Origin of the sequence: Ruegeria profundi (genome assembly GCF_049800715.1) — a bacterium.
Taxonomy (GTDB): Bacteria; Pseudomonadota; Alphaproteobacteria; order Rhodobacterales; family Rhodobacteraceae; genus Ruegeria; species Ruegeria profundi_A.
The window spans coordinates 56,141-77,022 of sequence record NZ_JBNAFO010000014.1 but is presented as its reverse complement, the minus strand read 5'-3'; the positions used below and the strand labels follow the sequence as shown (position 1 = coordinate 77,022).

General features: G+C 53.5%; 16 protein-coding genes. 8 read left to right on the top strand and 8 right to left on the bottom strand.

Annotated elements, in window-relative coordinates:
• Positions 1 to 79: 79 nt before the first annotated feature.
• Positions 80 to 1,624: a ShlB/FhaC/HecB family hemolysin secretion/activation protein gene (locus ACP15L_RS19470; protein ID WP_425085449.1), complete on the top strand. Its 1,545-nt coding sequence runs from the start codon at positions 80 to 82 to the stop codon at positions 1,622 to 1,624.
• Positions 1,625 to 3,137: 1,513 nt separating this feature from the next.
• Here the strand turns inward: ACP15L_RS19470 and ACP15L_RS19465 are convergent.
• Positions 3,138 to 4,163, bottom strand: a complete 1,026-nt coding sequence (locus ACP15L_RS19465) for a helix-turn-helix domain-containing protein (protein ID WP_425085448.1) — start codon at positions 4,161 to 4,163, stop codon at positions 3,138 to 3,140.
• A gap of 182 nt (positions 4,164 to 4,345) precedes the next feature.
• Between ACP15L_RS19465 and ACP15L_RS19460 the strand changes: the two genes are divergently transcribed.
• The 6 genes from ACP15L_RS19460 to ACP15L_RS19435 all read left to right on the top strand — a co-directional run bounded on the left by ACP15L_RS19460 (position 4,346) and on the right by ACP15L_RS19435 (position 11,901).
• The gene (locus ACP15L_RS19460; RefSeq protein WP_425085447.1) at positions 4,346 to 5,707 is read left to right on the top strand and encodes an amidohydrolase family protein; all 1,362 of its coding nucleotides are present in this window, start codon (positions 4,346 to 4,348) and stop codon (positions 5,705 to 5,707) included.
• Between the two features lie 114 nt (positions 5,708 to 5,821).
• The gene (locus tag ACP15L_RS19455) at positions 5,822 to 7,168 is read left to right on the top strand and encodes an amidohydrolase family protein (protein ID WP_425085446.1); all 1,347 of its coding nucleotides are present in this window, start codon (positions 5,822 to 5,824) and stop codon (positions 7,166 to 7,168) included.
• Positions 7,169 to 7,232: 64 nt separating this feature from the next.
• Positions 7,233 to 7,631, top strand: coding sequence for a hypothetical protein (locus tag ACP15L_RS19450; RefSeq protein ID WP_425085445.1), 399 nt, complete (start codon positions 7,233 to 7,235; stop codon positions 7,629 to 7,631).
• Between the two features lie 24 nt (positions 7,632 to 7,655).
• On the top strand, positions 7,656 to 8,036 hold the full coding sequence (locus tag ACP15L_RS19445; protein ID WP_170463054.1) for a hypothetical protein: 381 nt from the start codon (positions 7,656 to 7,658) through the stop codon (positions 8,034 to 8,036).
• A gap of 262 nt (positions 8,037 to 8,298) precedes the next feature.
• A complete protein-coding gene (locus tag ACP15L_RS19440; protein ID WP_425085444.1) occupies positions 8,299 to 9,048 on the top strand; it encodes a DUF3299 domain-containing protein in 750 nt (249 codons plus the stop codon).
• 108 nt (positions 9,049 to 9,156) lie between these two features.
• Entirely contained in the window at positions 9,157 to 11,901 is a 2,745-nt protein-coding gene (locus tag ACP15L_RS19435) for an AsmA-like C-terminal region-containing protein (RefSeq protein WP_425085443.1), read from the top strand.
• A gap of 11 nt (positions 11,902 to 11,912) precedes the next feature.
• Here the strand turns inward: ACP15L_RS19435 and ACP15L_RS19430 are convergent, their stop codons facing one another.
• Both ACP15L_RS19430 and ACP15L_RS19425 read right to left on the bottom strand, forming a co-directional pair.
• Positions 11,913 to 12,413 carry a hypothetical protein gene (locus ACP15L_RS19430; RefSeq protein ID WP_170380096.1) on the bottom strand — a complete coding sequence of 167 codons (501 nt, stop codon included), beginning with the start codon at positions 12,411 to 12,413 and terminating at the stop codon, positions 11,913 to 11,915.
• 566 nt (positions 12,414 to 12,979) lie between these two features.
• Entirely contained in the window at positions 12,980 to 14,161 is a 1,182-nt protein-coding gene (locus ACP15L_RS19425; protein ID WP_425085442.1) for an adenylate/guanylate cyclase domain-containing protein, read from the bottom strand.
• Between the two features lie 191 nt (positions 14,162 to 14,352).
• Between ACP15L_RS19425 and ACP15L_RS19420 the strand changes: the two genes are divergently transcribed.
• Positions 14,353 to 15,885, top strand: coding sequence for a phospholipase D family protein (locus ACP15L_RS19420; RefSeq protein WP_425085441.1), 1,533 nt, complete (start codon positions 14,353 to 14,355; stop codon positions 15,883 to 15,885).
• A gap of 491 nt (positions 15,886 to 16,376) precedes the next feature.
• On the opposite strand, the gene otnC is transcribed toward ACP15L_RS19420, so the two are convergent.
• From otnC to ACP15L_RS19395, 5 genes are read right to left on the bottom strand one after another with little or no spacing between them, the layout of a single operon-like run.
• Positions 16,377 to 17,018 (bottom strand): 3-oxo-tetronate 4-phosphate decarboxylase, encoded by a 642-nt coding sequence (gene otnC, locus ACP15L_RS19415; RefSeq protein WP_425085440.1) that lies wholly within the window; start codon positions 17,016 to 17,018, stop codon positions 16,377 to 16,379.
• Positions 17,015 to 18,292: a 3-oxo-tetronate kinase gene (gene otnK / locus ACP15L_RS19410; protein ID WP_425085439.1), complete on the bottom strand. Its 1,278-nt coding sequence runs from the start codon at positions 18,290 to 18,292 to the stop codon at positions 17,015 to 17,017. Before otnK ends, otnC begins: the two co-directional genes overlap by 4 nt.
• Positions 18,289 to 19,086, bottom strand: a complete 798-nt coding sequence (locus tag ACP15L_RS19405) for an N-acyl homoserine lactonase family protein (protein WP_425085438.1) — start codon at positions 19,084 to 19,086, stop codon at positions 18,289 to 18,291. The genes otnK and ACP15L_RS19405 overlap by 4 nt, the downstream gene beginning before the upstream one ends.
• Entirely contained in the window at positions 19,083 to 19,370 is a 288-nt protein-coding gene (locus ACP15L_RS19400) for a putative quinol monooxygenase (RefSeq protein WP_425085437.1), read from the bottom strand. The genes ACP15L_RS19405 and ACP15L_RS19400 overlap by 4 nt, the downstream gene beginning before the upstream one ends.
• The gene (locus tag ACP15L_RS19395; RefSeq protein WP_425085436.1) at positions 19,370 to 20,881 is read right to left on the bottom strand and encodes a tripartite tricarboxylate transporter permease; all 1,512 of its coding nucleotides are present in this window, start codon (positions 20,879 to 20,881) and stop codon (positions 19,370 to 19,372) included. Before ACP15L_RS19395 ends, ACP15L_RS19400 begins: the two co-directional genes overlap by 1 nt.
• Position 20,882 lies beyond the last annotated feature (1 nt).

Below are 20,882 nucleotides of genomic sequence, written 5' to 3'. Positions count from 1 at the left end.
AATACCGGCAAGCTCAGACATTCAAACCTCGTAATAGGATTGGGTTCTAACATGCTCAATCATGCTAAGGTTGTGGAAAATGCCCGTACCAAACTCGGTTGTATTTGCGATCATCTGCACTTTTGTGGCTATTGTATCGGTCCCAAAATACAGCATGGCCCAGACTTGGGACATAGCATCCCAGCACTCTGTAAGCGGCGTAACTGTGTATGATACGGATGAGCTGCTAACTTTTGCCGGTCAATTGGCCTTTGATCGGTCGGGGCGCATCACAGCGGCGGAGGTCGCATCAACGATCACGCAGATCTACCGAGAAGACGGTTACTTCTTGGCTGAGGCCTGGCCTGGTCCCGATGGGCAGAGCATTGTTGTCGATGAGGGACGCATTCAAACCATAGAAATCGAAGGTGTAGATACGCGCACGTTCCAAACTTTGGAAAAGATCTTTCGCCCCCTCACTACCGCATATCCAATAACTCTCAAACGATTTGAGCGTGCGGTTATGCTGGCCGAGGACATACCCGACTTGGACGTGTCGACCGAACTTGATTACCCGGATCAAGCTGGTGCTCGGCTGAGGGTATTGGGAGAGCCCCTGCGCAAACAAGCCGGCAGTGCGACACTTGACAACCCTCCGCGTGAGCTTGGAGAAGCGCTCAGCTTCTATATCGTACAAGAATTTTATTCGACGCTGACCGTCGGGGATTTGCTTCGATTTGAGGGGTCAGGCAACTACAATTGGGACAAAGACGACGAACACTCTTTGTGGGGCGCTGTTACCTATCGCACGCCGCTGAACAGCAATGGTCTGTACGGTGAGATTTTCTACGGAAACATAAACGCAAAACGTGACCTCTCGGGGGATTTTGCAAGAACAGATGTTGATGGCGAGAACTTCACTGTCGCGTTGGGATATCCCGTGATCCGCGATGTGGCCCGCTATGGGTACCTTCTGCTGGATTATCGCATTTCCGAAGCGGACTCAGTCAGTGGTGGCGTTCCACTGTCCAGTGACGCAAGTGTCGTTGGCCTGACATATCTCTACGGCCAAAACTATCCAAAAGGACAAGCTCTGGAAGCGGGGATAACCTTATCTTTTGGTGACAATGACAACGACACGACAGACGCGAATTTCGACGACGGAGACTCTTCGTTCTGGCATCTGCGGGGCGGCATTGGATACGAAAGCCCGCTAACGAGCTTGTCGCCCAACACAGCTTGGCGCACTGAGATTTGGGGGCAGTACACCACCGACCGGCTGCCCTCGGTCGAGGAGTACTTCCTTGGTGATCGTTATGCTTTGCGTGGATATCGGTTTGACGAAGTGGATGGTGATTCCGGGATTTCCGCGATTTTCGAAGTGTCTCACTCCTACTTTCCAAGTTCCCAAAGCATTCATCGCTTAACGCCCTTTGTCTTTTTCGACGTGGGCTACATCTCGAACAATGACCCTGCGAGTTTTGAAGTTGATAATGCTACACTGGCCTCGACAGGTCTGGGTTTGGACATTGAGTTTAAGCAAAACCTATTCCTGTCCGGATATGTCGGTGTCCCTTTGAGAGACGGCCCTTTGACCGACTCTGGAGATCCTGGCGCGTATCTTGCTCTGACAACAAGTTGGTGAGGATGTTATGAAACAGAACCGCATTGCTTTACTTACCGCAGCTTGTTTGTTTGCAGAACTGGCCGCTACGCAGGTCGTCGCACAGGGACATCATTTCGGGTGGTGCCGTGGCGTAGGGAATCCGCACCAGTCGAGCCAAGGATGTGGGCAGGCCGGTGGGCAAGGGGTAGGCAATCAAATTACCGGTCCAACGCAGCCGGTGGCAAATCAGTTGCCACCAAGGGGAACGCCGCAAACGCCCACGTCCGTTGCTGTGCCTGTCCTTGTGCCGGGCGCGGTCCCGAACCCAATTCCCGGTCGGGTTCCGATCGCAACGCCAATAGCGGTTCCGGGGCAAGTTCCAACTCCGATCGTAGCGCCGACCTTAGCTCCGCCCTTAGTGCCAAATCCGACACCAAACCGGGTTCCGACAGCCGTTCCCAATCAGGTTCCGCCATTGGCTACTGTGCCGCCGCAAGTTCCGACCGCGACTCCTAATCAAGTTCCGATAGCTGTTCCTGGCCAGGTTCCGCCTCAACCCAATGTGCCGCCACTTGTGCCGACAGCGACACCCAACCAAATACCAGTCGCCGTTCCTGGTCAGATCCCGCCTCAGCCTACCGGCCAAACTGCTGTGCCACCGCTTGTCCCAACCCCGACTCCCAATCAGGTTCCCATAGCGGTTCCTGGCCAGGTTCCACAATTGACACCAAGACCCACGGCAACTCATGTAGCCGTCCCAGGACATCAGAATCCACAAGGCGTCGTGACAATCATGCGCCCAAGGCCGAGGCCGACAACCGGCACTGTTCAGCAACCTGGCTCAACACAAGTGACCCACCACTTAACCCACCAAAGCAATTCAAAGAAACACGATCACGTCGCAGCAACACCCGGACGGCATGACCCGCACGACCTACCGAGATTCCGCAGCGCTGCGGCCAAGGAAAACTGGGAATGCGTTGCCAGCGGATTTGGACAGCGACGGTATGATGCTGGTCGAGGCGTGTTGCTGAACAACGGAGCGTTGCGGCACCTTGGAAACGTGGACGCAATGGCACGGGATGTACCTGCAAGGCATCCAAAACACTCGGGCTGCATTATATCGGTCAAACGAAAGCAGCGGTGACGCCAGCTTGGTAGATTGTAGGCGTAAGCATAGCACTTCCCACACCTAAACCTGTCGTAAGTGCGCACGGAACGCTGCAGCCCATAAACGGGCTACATTCAAAAAATTACTGAGTTCTCGCCCATAGCCTTGCGCGTCGTTTGCGTAATTTACCCATAGCTTTGCACTGTTCAAAAGCCGATTCAATTGCTGGCAGTTGTCGTGCAAACCCATCAATTATAGGCGTTATTTCTCAATCAAAGTTGCACTTTGACTAGCAGACTTCAGTCCCTTCGAGAAGGATGCAAGACGACTGACAATGACTTGGGACTAGTTCACCGATCTTCTTGCCGAGCATCAAGACCAGTATTTGGTACAGTCTTGTTACAAGAACAGAAACCTTGATCAGCGTTGGAACCGAGCTGGTCAGCCCCGCCCTTTCACCTCGTTCCTATAAGTCGACGGCGACATCCCAGACCATTTTCGGAAGGCCCTCGAAAACGCGGTGGAGTCTGCGTAACCAAGCCGCAATGCGGTCTCACCAACGGATTTCCCTGCCAGACCCAACAACTTCTTTGCTTCTTCCAGTTTGACACCGGATATGACCTGAGATGCTGATAGCCCATAAGGGGCCAGCCGGTTGTTCAATGTCTCCCGGTGGAAACCGCACAGGCGCGCCAGTTCGTCTACGCCAAATCCCGGCTCGCCTAGATGAATCCGGATTAGGCCCTGAAGCCCGGCTAAGAAATCTTGAGGCGCATGCAGATCGAGGGTAGCGCTTGTCAGGTCTGACGGGTTTTCCAATATTTCCGAGAGCAACTGATGGCTAAGCCAAGGTGAAGGAAACCGGATCGAAAAACCCTGTGGGCCGCACTTGATGGCTTGAACACCATGAAAGTGCCTAGGTAGCACGTCAGGTTCGCTTACCCGTAAAATGATTTGGCTTGGGTCCCACCTGAAATCCAGAGCTCGGTGCAGTAGTGATATCCAAATGCTCGCCAGAAATGCGTCGGTCTGTCCGGGCGAAACCGAAATGTTGAAATTCCGCTTGGCACTGAAATAAGCATGCTCGCCTTCCACAAGCAGCGACTGCGTGACCGCGTTGGATTCTTTCGAGACGGCTTGAGTGTAGCGCGTAAAGAAGTCGCCCAGCGTCAACGCCTCGGCCAACATGTCACCAAGAGGCAGAAACCGAACTAGGTCAATTGATTGACCAACTTGCGCGCAGAAGTCTGGTGATGTTGCGTCAGCAGCGGCTTGATGGATTTTATAAATCGTCTCGTGTGGCAGGAAATTCTGGCGATCCATCACCTGAGCTTCGCTCACGCCCAGAGGGTCCAGAACAAAAGCCGGTTCAACACCGGCGCCACGCAAAGCAGCTACCACGGGTGCAGCAACTGATGCCCGAACCAACGGCAAGGCCTTTTTGGCGTTTTGGTCAAATGCGTCCATGCCGACCTCAAATATCATGAAGGTAACGACAGAAAGACAGAAAGCACACAAAAAGGTGCCAAAAGCATGCAGAATGCCAAATCAATTTGGCCAAGCCCACCATACTGTCAGGCAAAATCCGGCAATCACTCTAAAATCATATTCAGAAACATACATCTGTGATTCGTATTTGGAGGGCCTCAATGACACCGAAATTCAAACACCTGGTGGCCATGACAGCCTTTTCTGCAGGCCTGGCAATCGCGGGCCAAGGTTTGGCGCAGGAAGAGAGCTTTCCGATCCTATTTTCCAACGTGCACGTTTTTAACGGTGTCGATGAACAGCGAATTGAGAACGCAAACGTTCTGGTCGTAGACAACCTGATCGCAGAAGTATCGGTGGAACCACTGGCCGTCGCCAATGCCCAGATCATTGACGGTGGTGGTCGCACGCTGATGCCGGGCTTGATCGATGCGCATGTACATATGGCAATCACCGAGCCCGTCGCGGACCTGAGGGACAATTTTGACTGGATGTATTGGGGCGCGGTTTCCACAATTGAAGCCGAGAAAATGCTACTGCGTGGTTTTACAACCGTTCGGGATGCGGGTGGCCCGGCAATTGGTCTGCAAAAAGCGATTGATCGGGGTAAGGCTATTGGCCCGCGTATCTACGCCTCTGGGCCTGTGATCTCGCAAACCTCGGGGCATGGCGAACATCGGGTCTATACCGAACCCCATCCGAACTTCATGGGGGCGCAGCCGTCTTTCTTCAACCAGCATGTCGAGTTCCTGGCCGATGGCGTGCCTGAAGTACTGCGGGCAACGCGCGAAGCGCTGCGTATGGGCGCGGTGCAGATCAAGGTAATGGCGGGCGGTGGTGTGTCATCTTCGGTTGATCCGTTGCACACCGTTCAAGGATTACCGGAAGAGTTAGAGGCTTCGGTTCGCGCGGCGGCTGATTGGGGAACCTATGTCATGGTCCACGCCTATAACGACGACTCGATCCTGCGGTCGCTCGAAGCGGGCGTCATCAGCATAGAACATGGGCAACTTATGACTGAAGTATCGGCACAGGCCATCAAGGATTCTGGTGCCTGGATTGTCCCGTTTTATTCCCTGCTTGGGCTTGATGAGGAAGTTGTGAAGAAGGCGCTTGGCCCTGCGGCAGCGCCCAAATTCCTTGATGTTCAGGCCGGTGCACGCAACCAGATGAAACTGTTGAAAGAGTATGAGATCGAAAACGTCGCATTCTCGACTGATATCATTGGCGACCCGGTGGCTCTGACCAAGCAAAACGATGAGTTCAAATACCGGCTGGAGGCATGGACTTCGCACGAAATCCTGCAACAGGCGACGTCAAAATCGGCCGAACTTCTGGCACTGTCAGGAAAACTCAATCCCTACACAGCAGGCCCGCTGGGCGTGATCGAACAGGGCGCATACGCCGATCTGTTGCTTGTTGAAGGAAACCCGGTCGAAGATGCCGAGATCCTGGTCGACTACACCAACAACATCGACCTGATCATGAAAGATGGCGTGATCTACAAGAATACACTCGATTGAGTATCGCGCGGGGTGAATTTACCTCGACATCCCGCGCTCCCTTAACTTGGAAAATGGGAGTACTGACACGTGAAAATACTGGCCTCACTGACAGCAATCGCTGGACTTGTTTCCATGGCAGCAAGCGGTGCCTTGGCGCAGGACGCGCTCCCACAAACCTTGTTCACCAACGTGCATATCTTTGACGGAATTAGTGAAGAGCGGATCGAAAACGCGAATATTCTGGTTGAAGGCAATCTCATAAAGACAGTCTCGACTGACGGTATTGATGCGCCTGACGCGACGCTTGTTGACGGAGGTGGGCGCACGCTGATGCCGGGCTTGATTGACAGTCACGTGCACTTTTATGCCACAGGGCTCGTGCAATCCTTCTCGGGCCTTCAGGCCGCCAAATGGGATCAGATCGGGGCCACCGCGGCTGAAAATGCCCGCGACTACCTCTACGATGGTTACACCACGGTGCGGGATACCGGCGGAATGGGATCAGGTCTGCGTGAACTGATCGACAAGGGGATTGTAGACGGCCCGCGCATCTATGCGTCAGGTGCGGCCATCGGCCCGACATCCGGGCATGGTGACTGGCGAAACCCCGAGCAGCGAACCTTCAACATGGGATCGGACGACGTCGCCAATACGTTCAACCTGTCCTATATTGCTGATGGTGCCGAGGAAATCCGGAAGGCATCGCGGCTTAACTTCGCGCACGGGGCGAGTTTCCTGAAACTGATGGCCGGTGGCGGTGTGTCATCCGAGCTCGATCCGCTCTGGTCCGTTGCTTACAACGTTGATGAGATTTCGACAGCGGTCGAGGCTGCGTCGTTCTTTGATACATATGTGACTGTCCACGCCTATACCGACGAAACGGTCACAATGGCTCTGAACGCGGGCGTCAAGTCACTGGAGCACGCTCAGATGGTGAGCGAAGAGACCGTCAAACGTATTGCGGATGAAGGTATCTTCTGGGCCCTGAATGTAGCTGGAATGGATCCAGCGCTGCTTGATCACCCCAATTTCTCCATGCCGACAGTTAAGCCGAAACTGGAAGAATATTTGGTCGGGTCAGAAAACGTCATTGAGTACATCAAGAAGTACAAGCCCAAGATCGTGCATAACGTCGACACCGTGCTATCCACCATTGGATTTGGCCGCGCACACCGGGACTTTGAAAAGTACTATTTCGCTGAATTGCTGGGTAACCATGCCTTCCTAGTTGCAGCGACCTCGACTGGTGGTGAACTCGCTCAACTGACAGGGCGTCGGAACCCTTATCCCAACAAACTGGGCGTGATCGAAGAAGGGGCCCATGCAGACATCCTGATTGTCGATGGAAATCCGCTGGAGGACCTGTCGGTTCTTGGAGCAAATCCAAAGTGGTTTGATGCAGCACCGCGGGATCGGGGTTTCGAGACCATTCGCGTGATCATGAAAGATGGCGTCTTCTACAAGAATACACTCGAATGAGCAGAGTATGCGGGAATTTGACACCTGCGCCTTGCATCGTCGATCCTGAACAGGGGAGCGATCAATGAACAAAGTAATCGCAGTAGCTCTTTGCGTATTTGGGATCGGCGTTACTGAAGCAGCAGCGGAACAAACCCAAAGCCGATACTATCTGGGGATCGGGGAACCAAACCCCGATACCTGGCAAATCATGATCGACAACCCGACCGACCGGGAAAAGGACATGGGCGCTGCACTCGCCGCAATGGGCGGTGAGATGATCAGCTATTTCTGGGGACTGGCCGATGGCAAGAACTACATCACCGTCCGTTTCCCAGACGATCCGGGCATGGTACAGGCCATGTATGTTTCGCGTCTGAGCCAAGGGGTTCTGAAAGACTACAGGTTCATCGAACTGATGACGAGCGCGGACATGGTTGAAGCCCTGAAGCGCGTGCCGGAATTTTCAACTCCGGTCGAATGAAGTTAGGAAGCAAAGGAACAGTCTATGAAGATCGTATACGGAATTCTCGCAGCCTTATCAGTTGTGTTTTTCATCCTTGGAGGCAGCGATGCTTATGCCAAAGACAACAAGGGTAAGAAGCCGAACAAGGGAGGCAAGGACCGTGATGTCAGCATTCAGATCGAAGACAAACCCGGCAAAGGTCCAAAGGCTGTGCCACCTGGTCAGATCAAGCGCTACACGCGCGGTGCCAAGCTCCCATCTGATCTGGAGTTCGAGGAAATCGGGGACCTTTCCAAATGGAAGCTGAAGGAGCCGGGCAACGGAAACCGCTACATTCAGGTCGATGGTGAAGTCCTCGAAGTTACGAATGACCTGTCTACCGTTGTTGATGCCGTCGGCATCGTCGGTGATCTTCTCAACTAGACGAAAGTACGATGTTTCAGGGCAAGAATTACCTCGTTTGCCCTGACGCTGGCCGGGGCGACCTTTCTGTGAACCCCGGCCCAAGGTCAAAACCCGGACACCAGGCCTAGCGATGGAAAAACCGTTCTTGTACTTTTTGCGCTTGCTACCCTTTCGCCAGAACGCGTCGTGCTCGCGCAGGAATCCGTTGGAACTTAATGATGACCTGCCGAAGCAAGTAGCATTGGGCGCTGCTTTGCCGGAAATTTAGGAGCAAAAGACAATGCGTCTTTCCTTTGTAGTAATAGCCGCGTGCTTTTTGGCTTTGCCGGTTCATTCAGAGGTCACACGTGTAGAGTGGTCAGACCTGATCGATGAATCCGCTCAAGACTACGAAGATCCTTTCGTTGAATTGACTGACAAACAGCTTAACACGCTTCGGAAATTGGTCAGGTTGCAAGCACTGCTAGAAAAAGGTGGGGCCACGCCAGAACAGCTGGACCAGATTCAAGTGGATATCGAGGCGATCGAAGCAACCCTTGCTGAGGAAGGCATTGATGCGAACTGGCTGATTTCCCAACGCTGGGTTGTAATGGAAAGACGTGAGAAGGCGGGCACGGCCGCCAATGTCGACATCGATGGCGTGACCGTTTCATTGGGCGGATTTGTGATCCCGGCACCCCGCGACAAAGATGGCTCCCAAATGGCGTATATCGTGCCGGAACGTGGAATGTGCAGCCACGTACCGCCTCCGCCTCCGAACCAGATGGTGCGTTTGCGCCTTAGTGATTCCTGGAGGCCCTCTACGGTTTACGAGCCCATCGTTGTAACCGGTCAAATCAGAATCGACCCGACGCAGAAAGAAATGCTGGTTGTTGATGGTCCCGTCCTCATGAAGGCTGCGTTTACTTTGGAGGTCGATGACGTTCAGATTTTTGGACCAACCAAGACTTCCGAAGAGGCTACGACCAATAGGGCAAGTGTACTGATGGGAAGAATAAAAGCGACTGGCGGGGCTATCAAAGACGAATAGTGACACGGCCCAACTGACCCGAATAAGGTTCAGAAAGGGCATTCAGTTTAGTGGGCCGAATATCTGCTTGTGAGAGACTGAACGGCGAAGGCGGCGATAGGGGAGCGCATGAGGGTTTGGCTTTTTAGGATAATTGGGCTTGTCGCACTTCTCGCTTTCGCAACAGTCGCGTTTGTTTGGTTGTTGTTTGCTGCTCCGATGTTCTCGGACATGCGGCGCGACCTTGTGGAAAGAGTTCTTTCGGAACAAATTGGTCGGCCACTTCTTGTCAATGATGATGTAAGCGTCGTGCTTGGCCGCACGAGTTACATTTACGTCGGTGGTGTGGTCATCCCGAGCCTGACAATGCCGGAGGAAGCTCTTGTGGAATTGAACCTGCTGGAGCTGGAGCTGGATATTGCCGCTTTGGCCAACAGGCGCCTGCACTTTGACAATCTCGTCGTGGAAGGCCTCCAAGCAAATCTTCTGACGGCAGAAGACGGCACCACAAGCTGGCGAAAAGGCGAGCCAACACCCAAGCCAACTTCAGAGGAAACTGTATCAGCGGATGATCAAAAAGACGTCGCTAAAGCTGATGGTACCGATAAGACCGACACGGAAAGCAGTGGAATCCTGAACTTCCTGAGCGACAAGAACGTCAGCTTCAGGTCAATCGGGTTAAACATTGACGACAAGGTCTCGGGCTTCTCTTTTGTATTTGACCTTCAGTCACTCGCGCTCGAACAAGTAGATAATGGACAAAGAACAAATGTCTCTGGTTCCGGCTCCGTCAACGGTCAGGTTTTCGAAATCGAAGGCGACTACCCACACGCCGCACCGTTTACGACACGCGCCAGTTTTGGCGAAATGACCGTAAGCTACGATGGCGAGCCCTTCTCGGCAGACGAAGGGGGCGGTTATCGGGCAGTCTTGGAAATGGACACAGGTGAGTTCGGTGATTTTCTAGACGTCATCGGGCTGGAACGCGTTTTAGAAGGCAATGGTCAGCTGCAAGCAGAACTCGTTTCTCAGGACGCTCTGAAGATCGAGGCGTTTACAACAACTGTAAGCCTGGAGGACGGGCAAAAACTCGAAGCTGAGGGTTCAATAGATGACCTCTACACCGCTCAGGGCGTTGATCTGATCTTCAACGCGCGGCTTCATCCCGAAGGACAGCCTCCGCCAGCAGCAAAAAGTATCCAGGAACTTAAGTTCACTGGATTTGAAATGCATATGGTCGGATCTCTGGCTTCCTTCGAATTTGAGAAGTTGTTGTTCCAAACCAATGCATTTGACCAAGGGCTGGACGTAATCGGCCCAGCCTCAATCGAAAGTATTCGCCGCATGCCAGACGGACGGCTTGCCATGCTGGGCATTGCACTACAAGCGGGTCCAATTGAAGAGCCTGTCCTGAAAGCCGAAGGTGAAATCCTCGATCTGCTTCAGCTTCAGGACGTGACTTTCGATGGTGAGCTAAACGGGCCCGCCAAGTTGATTTTGCCCAACCTCGATGAAGACTACATTGACCAGTTTGGCGGCATCAAAGCCGATTTCAACATATCCAACGCGGGCGGGCCGGTTTCACTCAACAGGTTTAACGCGACCACCTACGGCACCGATCTCTGGGCGCTCGATCTCGCACTATCTGTCAACGAGCTAAAAGGGCTTGCCGGTCTCGATTTTGACGTGGATTTGGACATCGACGACAGCGCCGAGTTTCTGACCGCAGTGAATCTGCAACCTGTCGAAATCGGATCACTGGCTATAGATGCTGAAACAACCAAACAGGGCGAGAACTTTGATGCCGCAATCCAGTTCGAAGCAGGGTCCTCGCATCTTCTTGCGGCTTTGGACGCAAAATTTCCCGAGGGTGCTTCTGTTGTTCGGGGCAACATCACGAGCGAAAGGCTCGATCTCAACGACCTGAAGAACCTGACTGCCGTGCTGGACCAACTGAAAAGCTTGGTAGGCGAGACCACAAAAGAACCTGAAGCCGAAGTTCAACCTTTGGTTTTACCGAAGGAGACAGACGTCCAGCCCTTGGTATTGCCAAAGGAAAAAGGGAAACCTGCCGATCTTCTGGATGTGCAGCGCGTGCTGCGAGAAGCTGACGTCGAGGTACAGATCGAATTCAAAGAGATTGTAGGCCAGCAAGGCGTAACGTCTGTTTCCAGCCAATTGTCTGCAAAAGACGGAACTGTGGATTTCGGACCTCTTCAGATGGCTTATGGCGGTGGAAACTTCAGTCTGCGCGCGGTCATGAATCTGATTGACTCTCCTGATTGGCTTTCATTGTCGGGATCGACCTCGGGATGGGAATTCGGTGAGATCCTTGATGAGTTGGGCATTGGTATTGAGGCTTATGGGCGTTTGAGCGGTGAGTTCAACGTTTCTGGCAGTACCGCCTCGGGCAAGGCCTTCGTCAATTCGATGCGTGGCAATGCGTCGTTGTCGATGTCGCAAGGTTACATTAGTACCAGCCTACTAGAGTTGGCCGGGCTAGGTATTTTCCCCTGGCTCTTTTCAGAAGAGTTCCGACAAGGCTATACCGACATCACTTGCGTGGTCGCCCCGGTTGATATCCAAGCCGGGCGCGTCAGTTCAAACTCCATCGTAATCGAAACAGGATCGGTTCAACTGGTGGCCAGGGGGCAAGTGGACTGGCTGAACGATAGCATCGCATTAAGGGCCGAGCCTCGTCGCGTCGGCAAACCCCTATCCCGGAGTGCTTGGCCATTTGATGTAACGGGTCAGCTTTCGTCGCCAAAGTTCAAGCTGGATGTGGGTGGGTCTAGAAGCAAGGCTCCAGGGGGCGCTGATGCTATGCCTGTCGACAGGCAACCCTGTGTGCCGGACATCAATCAATTGCAATAGTCGGAAGCGACCTAGTTCTTCAGTGGTTCCGGCTGTTCGGCCTGACACGTCAAAACGGCCTCAATCGCTTTTGCGGACCCGCTGAGGTCGAGTTCAACCTCGGCCCCACTTTCGCCAATAATCGTAACGCTTTGGCGTTTTCCAAACTCGGTCACAAACGCCGGGTTGTCGAAAAAGGCGTAGCCACCGGGAACTCCATTCTTGTAGACACCAACCGCTTCGCCTTCGAATTTTGCATCACCAAAGTCGAACTTTACGATGCCGGTCGCACCGTCCTCGATCTGCACCCAAGCCGGATTGTAGGCGGCAAAAAAACCACCGGCCTGATTGGGCGCCGCGCCAATTTCAACGGTCATTTCGTTTTCAAAGGGCTTCCAAGCGAGACAGCCATTGCCCTTTTCGGGATCAATCAGGATTGTCCAGTCACCGGATTCACCCCACCGTTCCATACCAGCGGCCAACACCGCGCCAGTGGAGATCAATGCCATTGCTGTCAGCGCCAACCTTTTCATTTAATACTCCACAAATGTTCCGCTAATCCTTTGATGCAATCAGGTTATCGCGCGGGGTCAATCAAATACAACCAATCGATTTCTGGAATGTTGAACCATCTCTAATGCGCCCTTGCCTTGAAAAAGAAATCATCTTTGGCCTCAGCCGCGAAAACATGACGCTCAAATTCCCTAGAATTTGACAGAGTTGTTCCAAGTCTCTTTCCGGCCAATCTGTTCCTGAACACTCCAGTGTTCGACGATCTTTCCACCCTAGAGCTGGAATAGGTCAAAAACGGCCCAGTCGTGCTCGTCTTGTTTTAAATGGCTAAAAGCGACCACGAAATTTCCTTGGCCGAGTGGTCGGTGAACTTTGACGTATTGCACGTGTTTTCTGCCACTTGTCACCTCTCCAAGATGCTTGTGTAAAGCTTTCAATCCGCCGACTACACTCGTTGATTGTCGCGTGCAGCGATCCGTAGGATTGAGGCCGCGTGTTCAGTACTGCCGTTTCCTTAAAAGTGCGCTTCAGGCCGCTAGCGGCCGAAAGCAGGCCTTGGAAATACGAAAAGCTATTGAAAAACACATCATTTTGCTTCGTGGGAGAGGCTGGCAACACGAAAAATCTGCACGGGGTTACCAATGCCCTTCAGTTCCCGCTCTCCCATTTCTTCTGTCTCCACATTTTCTTCTATGTCTAGAAGCGCCCGTTGGTTCAAAAGGATCTGCCCGTCGCTGGCAAAGTCGCAAAGTCTGGATGCGGTAATTACAACTCCACCTATTGCGGTGTAGTCGGCGCGACCATGAAACCCGATAAGCCCAAGCGTCGCATAACCACTACTGATCCCAATACCCAAACCCATCGCGTGTCCGAGTTTCTGCCAGGGCGCTCGTATTTCTTCGAAAGCTTCGCTTATTGCCTTGGCCAGCCGTACAGCTTGCAGAACAGGCTGATCGCAGGGAACCGGGTCATTGAAGAAGACCATCAATCCGTCTCCTGCACGGTATCCAATTGTTCCCTTGTGTTTGGCAACTAAATGGCCAACTTCATCGTGGAAATGCTGGAGAAGGGTAATGACATCCTCCGGCTCAATCGCCTCGGAAATGGCGGTGAAATTCCGGATGTCGCAGAATAGGCAAGCGATGTATTGACGATGAGTATTCAAAAGCTCGTCAGCGTTTTCTTCGACGACAAGCTCCGCAACTTGAGGCGCAAGGAATTGTCTGAGACGCCCCAGCCTGTCAATCTCGCCTTCCTGGCGCTTTACCTTCTCAGTCAGTCTTTCGTTCAATGCTTCTATTTCATGCGTCTGGTTGCGAACCGTGTGGTTCAAAGCATCGAGTATAAAGTTCTGGTTTAGCAAAGCCGCGATCACCAAAAGCACATAGGCCAAAGCTTCGACGCGTTCATCATAGCCGAAGTACAGTGTGACAATCAGGATGATAGCGGCAATCCCACCGAGGACGAGTGGAAGCTCCTTGGCATGCCGTTTCCGGTCTCTCCATAAGAAACTAACCGCCAACAATGCAAACACCCACATGAGCACCGCTTGCGCATGTGGGTTTATAGAAAGCGCTTCGTAGCCAACCAAATAGGTCAGTAAAATCCCGGAATAGCACGTGGCCAAAGAAGCCAAAGCAGCCAAGACAGCTCCGATCCCGATTGGCATCGAGATTTTGAACTCCTCCGTTGCCACGCCGATACCGTCGGCCACAGCACGCCGCGAAGGCTCCGCAGCGGAGTTATTTCTGTGTTCGGGATCAGGCATGGTCCTCGTTCGCACTTGGTCGCTGGTAGAGTACGTTTGATTTGAGATTGCGTCAAAATCACATGCCAGCATGCGAAAGCTGAGGGTTTCACCAAAACAACGCCCAGCGAAACAGTCTCATGCTTCACAGAACAGACTTGCAATCACCCGTCTCGGCGTAGTCACCTAACTTTAGGGGATGGAGGAAGCTGATGACACGATGGAAGTTAGTGGTCTGTATTTTATGCACGCTGACCCTTCTTGCTTGCGCCCCCAAAACTCGCACATTTGAAAAGACGGTATCGGCTTCGCTGCCGGCGGACTCGCGCACAGCTCTCAGTCGGGCGGCCAATCGGCTTGGCGATCCCAAAGACGGTCGGTCGGGCGTAAAGCTGATCAGTGACGGCGAAGAAGCTCTTGTCTCAAGACTATTGCTCGCTGCGGCGGCCGAGAGAACGATAGACGCGCAATACTACCTTCTACACGACGACCCAACGGGTCACCTATTCGCCGCCAGTCTTTTGCAGGCAGCCGATCGGGGTGTTCGTGTCCGATTGTTGCTGGATGACATGGATACGTCCAGCTATGACGCGATGACAGCCGCATTGGACAATCACAAAAATATTGAGATCCGGCTATTCAATCCATTCTGGCGGGAACAAAGCCTTCTGATCGCAGGTTTGACCGATTTCAAACGCATCAATCGCAGAATGCACAACAAGTCCATGACCGCAGACAACGTGTTCACGATTGTGGGCGGGAGAAACATCGGTGACGAGTACTTTCTCGCGCGAGAAGAAATGAACTACGCTGATCTAGATGTGCTGGCAGCAGGCCCCGTCGTACGCCAGGTGTCGCAAAGCTTTGACTCATACTGGAACAGCGAATTCGCCGTTCCGGCTCGGGTAGTCGTTGGAGAACCACAGGAATTTGACCTTGGTGATGCGCGAGTCAGGTTGAACGAACTGGTCGAGGAAGCGAAGCAGACGCAGTATGGCGCGGCCCTCAGAAAGTCGGCACAAGAGAACTTCGCAGATGGAGCCCTGTCATTGGATTGGCTGCATGCGAAACTCTATGCTGATCCGCCGTCAAAAACCGCAGGTCTCGAGAACTCAGGTCCCGTTCTGGCATCTCAATTGCTTCCGTACTTCGAGAATGCCAGCAGCGAAGTGAACATCGTCTCTGCCTATTTCGTGCCGCGCAACAACGGCGTTAAATGGCTGACCGAACTGGAGAACCGTGGTGTCGACGTGAAGGTTGTAACCAATTCACTTGCATCTAACGACGTCGCACCCGTTTACGCGCACTATGCCAAGAAACGCCGTGCACTTCTACGCGGTGGAGTAGAGCTCTATGAGCTGCGACCGGACGCCTATCAGGTCCAACGCCGCGGTATTAACTGGGCTCAATCCAGGTCAGGCCTGCATTCCAAGGCATTTGCAGTCGATGACCGATACTTGTTCGTAGGATCGTTCAACTGGGATCCGCGATCTGTCAACATCAACACCGAGATGGGAATTCTGATTGACTCGCCAGTATTGGCGACACAGACCATGGGTGCCTTGGACGACGCGCTACCCGCATACACATATAACGTGACTCTCGAGAAAGCTGGTCAGCTTAAATGGACGACAAGAGGCGATGATGGCAACGTTCTTGAGTACCAATCGGAACCGACAGGATCGACCTGGGATCACATAGTTGCCGGATTTTTAAGTATTTTACCAATTGGGTCTCAGCTGTAGGTATTTTGGCAAATACCCGACGCTACCAGAGAACTCCGGCCTGCAAAAACGGCTGGATTGGGTTCAAAACGTCCGTTGCTCCTTTCCAGCCGGTCATTTGGATCATCCGCCCGCCAGAATTTGCAAACTTCGCTTTCAGCGCATTGCAGACCTTCGCGAGAATCCAAGCAGAAAAGCCGCATGGAACCCAAGGGGCCTTAGAGAGGCCCTTTGTGGGGTTGAGCGCCGCAAAGAACCATGGCCGCAATGACTACGACAAAAACTGATTAAATTCGTCGCTAAGGCAGAGAATCGCGCAGCGCAAGACTACAGGCAAACTACGCAAACTTATGGGGTGAGCGTAGTGTTATGCGCAAACCTAAGCATCATGTAAGCGCGCTCATAACGGTGCGGTCCTGCAATTGATTGCATTGATTAAGCTCAAGCGTGTTTGCGAATAACTCTTCACGATTTGCCCAGTAGTTTGCAAACTCCCCCCTACCGGTGTCTGACTACATCCTTCCGAAAGTCTCTTTGAGTTCTGTGACTTGTTCAGCATCCAGTAGGCGGGTTGGCAGACCGCGCAAAGCCACGAGCAGCTTGGCCGTTTCTTCTAGCTCTTCTGCTGCACAGACAGCAGAGAAGAGGTCCTTTCCCGACACGACCGGGCCATGATTAGCCAACAGAACCGCACTGTACTTGCCGCCCAATTCGCGGATCAAATCACCGGATTTCGGGTCACCCGGCTTAACGTATGGAACCAGTTTGACCGTGCCAACGCGCATCACCACGTATGGTGTTAGCGGTGGAATACAGTCATTGGGATCGGTGTCTTCCAAACACGACAGTGCAGTGGCCCAAGTTGAATGCAGATGCACCACGGCGCCCGCTTCTGGCCGCGTCTCGTAGAAGGCTTGGTGCAGAAAGACTTCCTTTGTCGGCTTATCGCCCGAGACGTGGCTGCCATCCAAACTAATCTTGGCGATGCGCTCTGGGTCGATATCGCCCAAGGTCGAATTCGTTGGCGTCATGAGGATCCCGTCATGTAGACGCGCGGAGACATTGCCCGCAGTGCCGACGGAAAAGCCACGCGCAAAAAGCGAGGCGCACAGTTCCGACATTTGCCGTCGCAGTGCCTGTTCTTCAGAACTCATTTGCCTGCCTCCATCATTTTCAGCGCTTTCGAGAAGAAATCTGGAGCGCCAAAGTTTCCAGACTTCAAAGCCAGTGCAATGGGTTCAGATTTTCCAACGCTCAAGACTGGCACGCCCGGATCAATCTCTGGCCCAATTGACATGGCCGGTGACCCCAGTGCCTGTGATACAGCCTTGGCGACAGCTCCAGACGTCTCTCCTCCTGCCACCACAAGGCGCTTGTACCCCGTTTCGGCAAGTTGTCGTGCTGTATCTGCAAAGAGATTGTCCAGCTTTTCCGCCACGGCTTCTTGGCCAAATTGACCTTGGATCGCGCGCACATCATCCGGGCTTCCCGATGAAAACGCGAGTGGCGCGTGATCCGGATGCGTTTTAAAGAAATCCAGAAGCGTTTGCGTGGTCACTTCCCCGGACATGACACCTGGAACATCAATGGCGAACGTCGGATTGGATTCCGCATGAACATCGATCTGCCCGCGTGTCGCACCTGAACAAGACCCTGCAAGGATAGCGGCGGGCCCAGCGATACCAGTGAACGCAATGCCAACACTTTTGGATGAAGCCTCTCTCAAGAAGTTTCTTGGTAACCCCAGTGCTAGGCCGGATCCCCCAGTAATGAGCTGGGCATCCTTTAGAGCCTCACCCCAAGCCAACAAATCTTCGTCCGAAATCGCATCACCGATCACAAATCGTTCGTCGGTGTTCTGCAAAGCTGTCGCAATCGCCTCTGATCCTTGCTTGACGGCGTCGATCGACACCAACCCGACCGGTTCTTTGGTTTGATGCTGCAACCATCGCCTAATGTTGGCATCCGTCATCGGAGTAAGTGGGTGGTTTTCCATTCCGGACTCGTTCAACGGCTTGCCGAACACAAAAAGATGGCCGTGATAAACAGTGCGACCCGTGGTCGGAAAGGCCGGGCAGAAAACCACTTTTTGCGCGCCCAGTTCATTGGCCAGCGCTTCCGCAACGGGACCGATATTTCCCTCCATCGTCGAATCAAAGGTCGAGCAATACTTGAAGATGAACTGCTGGCATCCTTGATCTTTAAGCCAGCGCAGGGCCCGCACGCTGTCCGCAACAGCTTCTTCGACAGATGCGGTGCGGCTCTTGAGTGAGATCACACCCGCTTCAATCTCCTCGTCGGCTGGGGTATTCGGGATACCCGGGAACTGAGCCGTTCGTAGTCCACCTTCCGGCTCGACACCCTTTGCCAAGGTGCTCGCAATATCACTCGCACCGGTAAAATCGTCCGCTATGACGCCGATCTTCATAATTTGATGTCCCTGGTTGGCCCAGGATCCAGCCTATGAATATGCGGTGCCGCTCCGACTGGAAAGATCTCACGCACAAGTGGATCATGGCCGGGCACGACAAGCCGAGGATGCGAGGCCAATCTCTCTAGCGTCTCAAAACCATCCATCATGTCTTGCAGGTCGACGACGATGGGAAAGGCTTTGCGTGCCATGAAATTCTCGTAGTAATGCGAGGCATCAGAGGCGAGTACCATCCACCCAGCTCCTGTTCTTACGCGAACGCATTGCAATCCGCGCGAGTGTCCACCGATGCAGTGCACCGTGACCCCATCTGCAATCTCAGCTTCTCCATCGTAGAACACGACCTTGCCTGAATAGAGACGCTTTACCACCTCGCAGACATGGCCAGCCGTGAAAGGCGCACGCAGGTGGTCATGGCACATGCAGGGACCTGTGGCGAAGGCCATTTCCGCCGACTGCATGTGCAACTTTGCGTTAGGAAACATGTGCAGCCCGCCCGCGTGGTCATAGTGAAGATGGGTCACGATGACCTCGGTCACCGCTTCCGGCGAAATGCCTAGGGGCCGCAAGGCCTCGCGAGGGTCCATCGCGATGGGACGAGCACGCGCGGCAGCCTCATCGGAATCGTAGCCAGTATCCACCAGGATGATTTTGTCGCCACGTTTGAGCACCCAAACGAAATAATCCATCGCATGAGGCGCGTCATGATTATCATCGACGATGAAACTATCAGCGCGTGTCCGGGCATTTCGATCTGCGTACTTCACCGCGTGGATTTCCCAATCGTTCATCGGATGACCTCGGAATACTGGTGAACCACCTTGGTGGCGATCATATCAGCCACTGCCACATCGAAGGACTGAAAATGCGCACTTTCTAGGTGGGCAGAAAACGCCACGCTGTCGTCATAAACCTCATAGAGAAATACTTTCTCGGGATCGTCGCCTAGGCAAACGTCAAACTGATGGCATCCGGGTTCTTCACGCAAAGAGGTTGAAGCGTTTTCGACCATCAACGGCAAAAAGGTGTCTCTCATACCGGGCTTGAGAGTGAAGGTGACAGTAACTACAAGCATCAGACAGAAAGTCCTTTCAGACGTGAGAAAGCGCGCTTTGCGATGGGCAGCTGGCTGAGGATCAGACCAATGTTGAGCACCAGAAGAATGGCCGCACCGGGTCGTGAAAAGAAGACCGAAAGATCCCCATCCGACAGGAACAATGACCGGCGGAAGGTTTCATCAAACAGGCCGCCTAGGATAACACCGATAACCAACGGCGCGATTGGGTACTTCATGAGGTTCATAAAGTAGGCAACGGCGCCGACGCCGAGCATCAAGTATAGATCATTAATGCCACCACCGACGCTGAAAGACCCAATCGTTGTCAGAACCATCACGACTGGCAAGAAGATGGTCTGCGGGATGGCGAGTATCTTGATAAAGACGCGAGCCGTGAAAAGCCCCATAAGAAACATCGTCAGCGACGCGAGCACCAAAATCGCAACCACGCGCAGAATGATTTCGGGATCAATCGCCGGCCCCGGGATCACGTTGTTGATCTTGAACGCCCCCATCAAAGCGGCGGCGGGTGGTGAACCGGGAATACCCAAAACCAAAAGCGGGATCAGCGCGCCGCCAATACAGGCGTTGTTTGCAGTCTCCGAACACAACAGACCTTCCAAGGAGCCTTTTCCGTACTTGTCGCCCTCGGCAGATACGGTCTTTCCAACACCGTAGCTGACCCAACCGGCTACATCTTCGCCTACTCCGGGAAGTGCTCCGACCCCTGTCCCGATCACGCCTGACCGGCCGATGGTTGGCAAGTAGCGTCGAATAGATCGAAGGTTCGGAAGAATACGGCCTTTCAGGGCAAGAACTTTTCCGGCCTCCACGTGCCTCAAACCGTCGATGATTTGGGGGATGGCAAAAGCCCCCATCAAAACAGGCACGACCTGAAACCCGCTCATCAGGTAAGACCAGCCAAAGGTATAGCGCGGCTCAGACAACAGAGGGTCGAGCCCCACCATGGACATCGCAAGCCCGATCAGACCGGCGATCCATCCCTTGATCACCAGGTCTTCGCTCATCAAAGTGCCAGAAAGCAGAATGCCGAAAAGGGCCAATAGTGCTTTCTCCGGGCTTGCGATGTTCTTTGAAACCAAAAGCAGCGCCCAGACAAAAATCAAAAGCGTGATGGTCCCGATAACTGTACCAATAAAACTGGCCGTCGTGGTCAGCCCGAGCGCTTCGCCCCCTCGACCCGCTTTGGCCAAAGGGTAGCCGTCCATGGCCGTCGCCGCGCTGGCTGCTGTGCCAGGTATGTTCAGCAGAATAGACGGATAAGAGCCGCCGTAGATCGCACCGACATAGGCCCCGAGCAACGCGATGAGTGAATAGTCCAATGGGATCTTGTTGCCGAAGAAACCCGTCAGAATCGTCACAGCCAGGGTTGCCGTCAGACCGGGCAATGCGCCGAACGTGATGCCGAGGAACACGGAAGCGATCAAATACAGATAGGTCAGCGGGTCCACTGCCAGGCCCACGAAGGCGGCCCCAAATCCAGCCAGTTGCGAAAGGATAAAGTCCATC

What these genes read in the sequence shown, in the direction of transcription:
- ACP15L_RS19435 (WP_425085443.1), top strand. Translation starts at nt 9,157, where the DNA reads ATGAGGGTTTGGCTTTTTAGGATAATTGGGCTTGTCGCACTTCTCGCT.
- ACP15L_RS19470 (WP_425085449.1), top strand. Translation starts at nt 80, where the DNA reads ATGCCCGTACCAAACTCGGTTGTATTTGCGATCATCTGCACTTTTGTG.
- ACP15L_RS19405 (WP_425085438.1), bottom strand. Translation starts at nt 19,086, where the DNA reads ATGAACGATTGGGAAATCCACGCGGTGAAGTACGCAGATCGAAATGCC.
- ACP15L_RS19450 (WP_425085445.1), top strand. Translation starts at nt 7,233, where the DNA reads ATGAACAAAGTAATCGCAGTAGCTCTTTGCGTATTTGGGATCGGCGTT.
- ACP15L_RS19395 (WP_425085436.1), bottom strand. Translation starts at nt 20,881, where the DNA reads ATGGACTTTATCCTTTCGCAACTGGCTGGATTTGGGGCCGCCTTCGTG.
- otnK (WP_425085439.1), bottom strand. Translation starts at nt 18,292, where the DNA reads ATGAAGATCGGCGTCATAGCGGACGATTTTACCGGTGCGAGTGATATT.
- otnC (WP_425085440.1), bottom strand. Translation starts at nt 17,018, where the DNA reads ATGAGTTCTGAAGAACAGGCACTGCGACGGCAAATGTCGGAACTGTGC.
- ACP15L_RS19445 (WP_170463054.1), top strand. Translation starts at nt 7,656, where the DNA reads ATGAAGATCGTATACGGAATTCTCGCAGCCTTATCAGTTGTGTTTTTC.
- ACP15L_RS19460 (WP_425085447.1), top strand. Translation starts at nt 4,346, where the DNA reads ATGACACCGAAATTCAAACACCTGGTGGCCATGACAGCCTTTTCTGCA.
- ACP15L_RS19420 (WP_425085441.1), top strand. Translation starts at nt 14,353, where the DNA reads ATGACACGATGGAAGTTAGTGGTCTGTATTTTATGCACGCTGACCCTT.
- ACP15L_RS19425 (WP_425085442.1), bottom strand. Translation starts at nt 14,161, where the DNA reads ATGCCTGATCCCGAACACAGAAATAACTCCGCTGCGGAGCCTTCGCGG.
- ACP15L_RS19455 (WP_425085446.1), top strand. Translation starts at nt 5,822, where the DNA reads ATGGCAGCAAGCGGTGCCTTGGCGCAGGACGCGCTCCCACAAACCTTG.
- ACP15L_RS19400 (WP_425085437.1), bottom strand. Translation starts at nt 19,370, where the DNA reads ATGCTTGTAGTTACTGTCACCTTCACTCTCAAGCCCGGTATGAGAGAC.
- ACP15L_RS19430 (WP_170380096.1), bottom strand. Translation starts at nt 12,413, where the DNA reads ATGAAAAGGTTGGCGCTGACAGCAATGGCATTGATCTCCACTGGCGCG.
- ACP15L_RS19465 (WP_425085448.1), bottom strand. Translation starts at nt 4,163, where the DNA reads ATGGACGCATTTGACCAAAACGCCAAAAAGGCCTTGCCGTTGGTTCGG.
- ACP15L_RS19440 (WP_425085444.1), top strand. Translation starts at nt 8,299, where the DNA reads ATGCGTCTTTCCTTTGTAGTAATAGCCGCGTGCTTTTTGGCTTTGCCG.